This is a genomic window from Hafnia paralvei ATCC 29927, assembly GCF_001655005.1.
Classification (GTDB): domain Bacteria; phylum Pseudomonadota; class Gammaproteobacteria; order Enterobacterales; family Enterobacteriaceae; genus Hafnia; species Hafnia paralvei.
In genome coordinates this window covers 25475-31827 of the sequence record NZ_LXET01000058.1, presented here as the reverse complement: position 1 = coordinate 31827, position 6353 = coordinate 25475, and the positions used below count along the sequence as shown (strand labels likewise).

Below are 6353 nucleotides of genomic sequence, written 5' to 3'. Positions count from 1 at the left end.
TTCTATCATGCATTTCATCTAACACGAAAAGACAAAACAATATTGTTTTGCCTTTGCCTTTTTAATTGTTTAAGTCTTGGTAGGAAGAGCCGGCACGACAGGGATGTCGTGACGGAGTTTGGGGCGCCCTGGATGGGCGATACCAAACCGTAGCGAAGATGGCATCTCGGATAAAAGCGCGCGAGTTGAGAGCCCCCGCGCAACGGGGCTCTCATCGGTCGCCTTCTCCAGTAGGCTTATGGAAACACATTTGCTGACCGGCGAACGAAACATTTCACTGTGATTCCATAGAGGATGTTGACGTTCCAAAACCCAGCAAAAATAACGCCTACTACTCCGGTATCAACAAACTCGATCCCTGTGTCCCGCGGCTTTGCAGTACTTCGTGCGCTTTTCTTGCGTCACTTAAGGCAAATTTCTGCGTATCAGGCACATCAACGCTAATTGCACCGCTGGCAATCATTGAGAAGAGTTCATGGCTGGCACTAAGCAAGTCTTGGTGATTATTGATATAGCCATTGAGAGAAGGGCGTGTAACGTACAGCGAGCCTTTTTGGTTGAGTATCCCCAAATCAACGCCGGTGACAGGGCCTGAAGCATTGCCAAAGCTGACCATCAGCCCGCGTTTTTTCAGACTATCGAGTGAGGCAAGCCATGTGCTTTTGCCCACAGAGTCATAGACAACGTTAACTTTTTCACCCTGAGTCAGTTCTGCGACGCGTTGGGCGATATCTTCGGTTTGGTAATTAATTGTCGCCCATGCACCGGCCTGTTTTGCTCGTTCGGCTTTAGCGTCTGAACCTACGGTACCAATCAGCTTGGCGCCCAGCGCTTTTGCCCACTGGCATGCTATTTGGCCTACGCCCCCAGCTGCGGCATGGAATAGGAAGATTTCGCCTGCTTTGATTTCATAAGTTTGGCGTAGCAAATAATGCACGGTAAGACCTTTGAGGAAAGAGGCAGCGCCTTGTTCAAAGCTTATTGCATTAGGCAGTAAAGCCACTTTTTCCGCAGGGACGTTATGTACCGAACTATAAGCACCGAGAGCGCTCTGCGCATAAACCACGCGATCGCCGACTTCAATACTGGTGACGCCTGCACCGACTTTAGTGACCACGCCAGAGGCTTCTGTGCCAAGCCCTGATGGGAACTGAGAAACTGGGTACAGTCCGCCACGAATATAGGTGTCAATGTAGTTGATTCCGATGGCTTTATTGCTGACCTGTACCTCTCCCGCAGCCGGATCTTTCGGATCAAAGTCTACATATTCAAGCACTTCTGGCCCACCGTGGGCGCTAAACTGGATACGTTTTGCCATCGTCTTTCCTCAAATGCATAGTGTCATTGTTATAATCAAAATTAGATTACATTCAGGTATACTGACGCGTCTTTCACTAACAGGTAAAGCATTCCCACTATGGCAGGAAATAAACCCACCAACAAATCAAACGAGACCCCGCGCGACAGGCAGATGGAGGGGCTCAAGCTACCACCACATTCGCTGGAAGCGGAACAGTCCGTGTTGGGCGGGTTGATGCTGGATAATGAGCGCTGGGATAACGTGGCTGAGCGTGTTGTCGCCAACGATTTCTACAGTCGTCCACACCGCCTAATTTTTACGGAAATGCAGCGACTGCTGGAAATGAGCAAGCCGATCGATTTGATCACGCTGTCTGAATCGCTAGAGCAACGTGGCGAATTAGAATCCGTGGGCGGATTTGCTTATTTGGCAGAGCTTTCAAAGAATACGCCAAGTGCGGCGAACATCGGCGCTTATGCCGATATCGTACGTGAACGTGCAGTTGTTCGCGATATGATCTCGGTGGCTAATGAGATCGCCGACGCGGGCTATGATCCCCAAGGACGTAGCAGCGAAGATCTGCTTGATTTGGCGGAGTCACGTGTATTCCAGATTGCGGAAAATCGTGCGAACAAAGACGAAGGGCCGAAAAGCGTTGACCGTATTTTAGAGCAGACGGTTGCACGTATTGAGCAGCTTTATCAGACTCCACATGACGGTGTGACAGGGGTCGACACCGGTTATCAGGACCTCAATAAAAAAACCGCCGGTTTACAGCGTTCTGACCTGATTATCGTAGCGGCGCGTCCATCGATGGGTAAAACCACGTTCGCCATGAACTTGTGTGAAAATGCCGCAATGACCCAAGATAAACCAGTGCTGATATTCAGTCTGGAGATGCCTGGCGAACAGATCATGATGCGTATGCTGGCGTCATTAGCACGCGTTGACCAAACCAAAATTCGTACCGGTCAGCTAGACGATGAGGATTGGGCACGAATTTCCAGCACCATGGGGATTCTGCTGGAAAAACGTAACATGTACATTGACGACTCATCAGGTTTGACCCCAACGGAAGTGCGTTCGCGTGCGCGCCGCATTTTCCGTGAACACGATGGGCTTAGCCTTATCATGATCGACTATCTACAGCTGATGCGTGTGCCGTCGTTATCGGATAATCGTACTTTAGAAATCGCGGAAATTTCCCGCTCGCTCAAGGCGTTAGCAAAAGAGCTACAGGTTCCGGTTGTGGCACTGTCTCAGCTTAACCGCTCTTTGGAACAACGTGCAGACAAGCGCCCGGTAAACTCCGACCTGCGTGAGTCTGGCTCCATCGAACAGGATGCCGACTTGATCATGTTTATCTATCGCGATGAGGTTTACCACGAAAACAGCGATCTGAAAGGCATTGCGGAAATTATTCTGGGTAAGCAACGTAACGGCCCAATCGGTACGGTTCGTTTGACCTTTAACGGCCAGTTCTCGCGTTTTGATAACTATGCAGGCCCGCAGTACGACGACGAATAATCGAGCTGGTGACAAAACATCGTCAGCTCTCTAAGAGCAGTAATTAATTAACTCATTTGAGATATTGGGAAGGAATAGAAATGAAAGCGGCAACCGCAGTCATTGATCGCCGCGCTCTGCGACACAACTTTCAGCAAATTCGTCAATTTGCGCCGCACAGCCGACTGATAGCCGTTGTAAAAGCAAATGCCTACGGGCACGGGCTTTTAGAAACAGCCAAAACGTTAAAAGATGCAGATTGCTATGGCGTAGCGCGTATCGGCGAAGCCCTGAAACTGCGCTCGGGCGGTATTGTTAAGCCTATTCTGATGCTGGAAGGCTTTTTCTCTGCCGACGATCTGCCCGTTTTGGTTGCCAATAATATTGAAACTGCCATTCATAGCGAAGAACAGTTACAAGCGCTGGAAGAGGCTGAGTTGGAGCGCCCGGTTAAGGTTTGGATGAAGCTGGATACCGGCATGCATCGACTTGGGGTACGTCCAGAGCAGGCCGATGCGTTTTATACGCGCCTTTCCAACTGCCGCAACGTTGAGCAGCCGGTGAATATTATGAGCCACTTCAGCCGTGCAGATGAGCCTGAAACGGGTATGACTGAAGCTCAGTTAGCTTGTTTTGACGCATTTGCTACGGGTAAACCTGGCTTGCAATCTATCGCTGCTTCGGGCGGTATTCTGCTTTGGCCACAGTCGCATCGCGATATGGTTCGCCCTGGAATTATTCTGTATGGCGTATCTCCGCTGGCTGAACCCTATGCCGACCATTATGGCTTACAGCCGGTGATGACGCTGAAATCTAGCCTAATCGCCGTGCGTGAGCACAAAGCTGGTGAACCTGTGGGCTACAACGGCACATGGGTAAGCCAGCGCGATACCCGACTTGGCGTAGTTGCGATTGGCTATGGCGATGGTTATCCACGCAGTGCGCCTTCTGGCACTCCCGTGCTAGTCAATGGCCGTGAAGTGCCTATCGTTGGTCGTGTATCGATGGATATGATTTCGGTTGATTTAGGCCCAGAGGCGAAAGATAAAGTGGGTGATGAAGTGGTTTTGTGGAGTGCAGAACTGCCGGTTGAAAAGATTGCTAAGTATACCGGAATCAGCGCCTATGAGTTGATTACCAAGCTGACGCCGCGTGTCACGATGGAGTATGTCGGCGAATAATGCGGGGTGATACCATTTCATCCTCCTCAATGTAGGTGAGGATGAAATGGTGTGCTGCTTATCTTTTACAGTGACGCTTCATAAATTTTGCGGCTATCTTCCAGCGTAATATCGCTGTTTTCGCCCAAAGCGGTCATACCATGTTCTTTTAGTTTTGCCAGTAGCGTCGGAATCGAAGTGGCATCAACACCGTAGTCTTTCAGATAGGTTTTAATGCCCATCTCTTCGAAAAACTTACGCGTTGCGGCAATGGCGGCATCGATACGCTGTTCTTCATTACCTTCACGAATATTCCATACACGCTCTGCGTATTGCAGCAGTTTGGCATGTTTCTGCTGGCGTTTAGCCTGTAGCAGAGACGGAAGAACGACCGCTAGCGTTTGAGCATGATCCATACCGTGCAGCGCAGTGAGTTCGTGCCCCAGCATGTGTGTTGCCCAATCCTGTGGAACGCCAGCGCCGATCAAACCGTTCAACGCCATAGTTGCACTCCACATGACATTGGCGCGAACGTCATAGTTTTCTGGTTCTGCCAAGGCGCGTGGGCCTTCTTCAATCAGCGTCAGTAGTATACCTTCGGCAAAACGATCCTGAATTTTGGCATCTACCGGATAGGTCAGATATTGCTCTACGGTATGCACAAACGCATCCACAACGCCGTTTGCGACCTGATGGGCAGGTAAGGTATAAGTCACTACCGGATCTAGGATTGCAAATTTCGGCATGACATATGGAGACTGGAAGGCACGCTTATCACCGGTAGAGCGGCGAGTAATAACGGCACCTTTATTCATTTCTGAACCGGTCGCAGGCAGAGTTAATACCGCGGCTAGTGGGATCGCTTTTTCGATTTTGCTGCCGTAGGTTTCCAAAATATCCCATGGTTCGCCAACGTAGTCAGCCGCAGCGGCAATAAACTTGGTGCCGTCAATCACTGACCCGCCGCCTACGGCTAGCAGAAAATCAATTTTTTCGTTGCGCACCAGTTCAACACATTTCATCAGGGTTTCGTAAGATGGATTTGGCTCAATGCCGCCAAACTCAAAGACATGCAGCCCTTTCAGCGCGGCATGAACCTGATCTAGAACGCCGGTGCGTTTCACACTGCCGCCACCGTAAGTAATCAGAATACGAGCATTCTCTGGAACTTCATTACGCAGATTAGCAATTTGACCTTTACCGAATAGCACTTTTGTTGGGGTGTGAAGAGTAAAATTTTGCATTGCAATCAACCTCAGTGTTTATTTTGATTCGTTATGCTTTGGCCGTCGACGCCAACGCATTTTCTGGATGTTATTCTGGGCGCAATACGCTGATGTCTCAATGCACATTTCTGTTGATGACTTGCCTATTTCTACAAATAACTGTAGAAATTGAAGCGTATTAGGCATTATTTATTGCACTTATTTGAGGCGGCGGAGATTGGTCAATGTTGATTGATGAACGGTGGAAGCAGCTGGCACAGCAGTTGAGTCGCCAGATTACCCAGACTGGTGTAAGCGCTTCACCTATTGAAAATGTAAAAATTATCTATGCGGATGAGCATCACCCGCGAACACCCGTGATGTATGAACCCTGCATTATCATCGTTCTACAGGGACATAAGGTGGGATATCTGGGTGAGAAGGTATTTCGCTACGATCCGACCAATTATCTTCTGATGACTCTGCCACTGCCCTGCGAATGTGAGACGTTTGCGACGCCGGATGAACCTTTGATTGGTCTTTCGGTGCGGGTGAATACCAGCATGCTGCAGGATTTGCTGATGGATATCGGCGATGGCTTGGTCGCTAAGCAACGCTGCCAATCTAGTGGTGTGAAGTCAGTCTCCCTTGATGAATCGATGTTTTGTGCCACCGAACGACTGGTAGATGCGATGGAAAATCCACTACAGGCCAGAGTACTGGGGCCACAAATTGTGCGCGAAATGTTATTCCACGCTCTGTGCGGGGAAGGCGGGGAGGCATTGCAGGCTTTGGCAAATCGTCATAGCCATTTTAGCCAAATAGCTAAGGCTCTACGCCTGATTGAACAGCAGTATTCCGACAGCCTTAACGTTGATTTACTGGCGCAGGAGGTGAATATGAGCGTATCGGCCTTTCACCATAACTTTAAAGCAGTCACCGCAACCTCGCCATTGCAGTATATAAAATCTTTCCGCCTGCATAAGGCGCGCATGATGATGTTGCACGATGGTCTGAAGGCTAGCACCGCAGCGATCCGCGTAGGCTATGAAAGTGCCTCGCAGTTTAGCCGCGAATATAAGCGTTTCTTTGGTAATACGCCGAGCGAACAAATGACTCGCTACCGTGAAGGTGGCTTGAGTATTGTAGAACGATAAATTACGACTTTGCCGCAGGAGTGGA

Annotated in this window: 5 protein-coding genes; 3 read left to right on the top strand and 2 right to left on the bottom strand. The window is 49.6% G+C overall.

Annotation, left to right across the window (positions count from 1 at the left end):
* Positions 1 to 331 precede the first annotated feature (331 nt).
* Positions 332 to 1318 (bottom strand): quinone oxidoreductase, encoded by a 987-nt coding sequence (locus M988_RS18980; RefSeq protein WP_008814741.1) that lies wholly within the window; start codon positions 1316 to 1318, stop codon positions 332 to 334.
* A gap of 99 nt (positions 1319 to 1417) precedes the next feature.
* Between M988_RS18980 and dnaB the strand changes: the two genes are divergently transcribed.
* Together dnaB and alr are read left to right on the top strand one after the other, a co-directional pair.
* Complete coding sequence (gene dnaB / locus M988_RS18975; protein WP_004093484.1) at positions 1418 to 2827, top strand: replicative DNA helicase; 1410 nt, start codon at positions 1418 to 1420, stop codon at positions 2825 to 2827.
* An 80-nt stretch (positions 2828 to 2907) separates the two neighbouring features.
* Positions 2908 to 3987: an alanine racemase gene (alr, locus tag M988_RS18970; RefSeq protein WP_061059298.1), complete on the top strand. Its 1080-nt coding sequence runs from the start codon at positions 2908 to 2910 to the stop codon at positions 3985 to 3987.
* 65 nt (positions 3988 to 4052) lie between these two features.
* On the opposite strand, the gene yqhD is transcribed toward alr, so the two are convergent.
* Positions 4053 to 5210, bottom strand: a complete 1158-nt coding sequence (yqhD, locus tag M988_RS18965; RefSeq protein ID WP_008814743.1) for an alcohol dehydrogenase — start codon at positions 5208 to 5210, stop codon at positions 4053 to 4055.
* A gap of 206 nt (positions 5211 to 5416) precedes the next feature.
* Here yqhD and M988_RS18960 point away from each other — a divergent pair, with 206 nt between their 5' ends.
* Complete coding sequence (locus tag M988_RS18960) at positions 5417 to 6328, top strand: AraC family transcriptional regulator (RefSeq protein WP_008814744.1); 912 nt, start codon at positions 5417 to 5419, stop codon at positions 6326 to 6328.
* Positions 6329 to 6353: the final 25 nt, after the last annotated feature.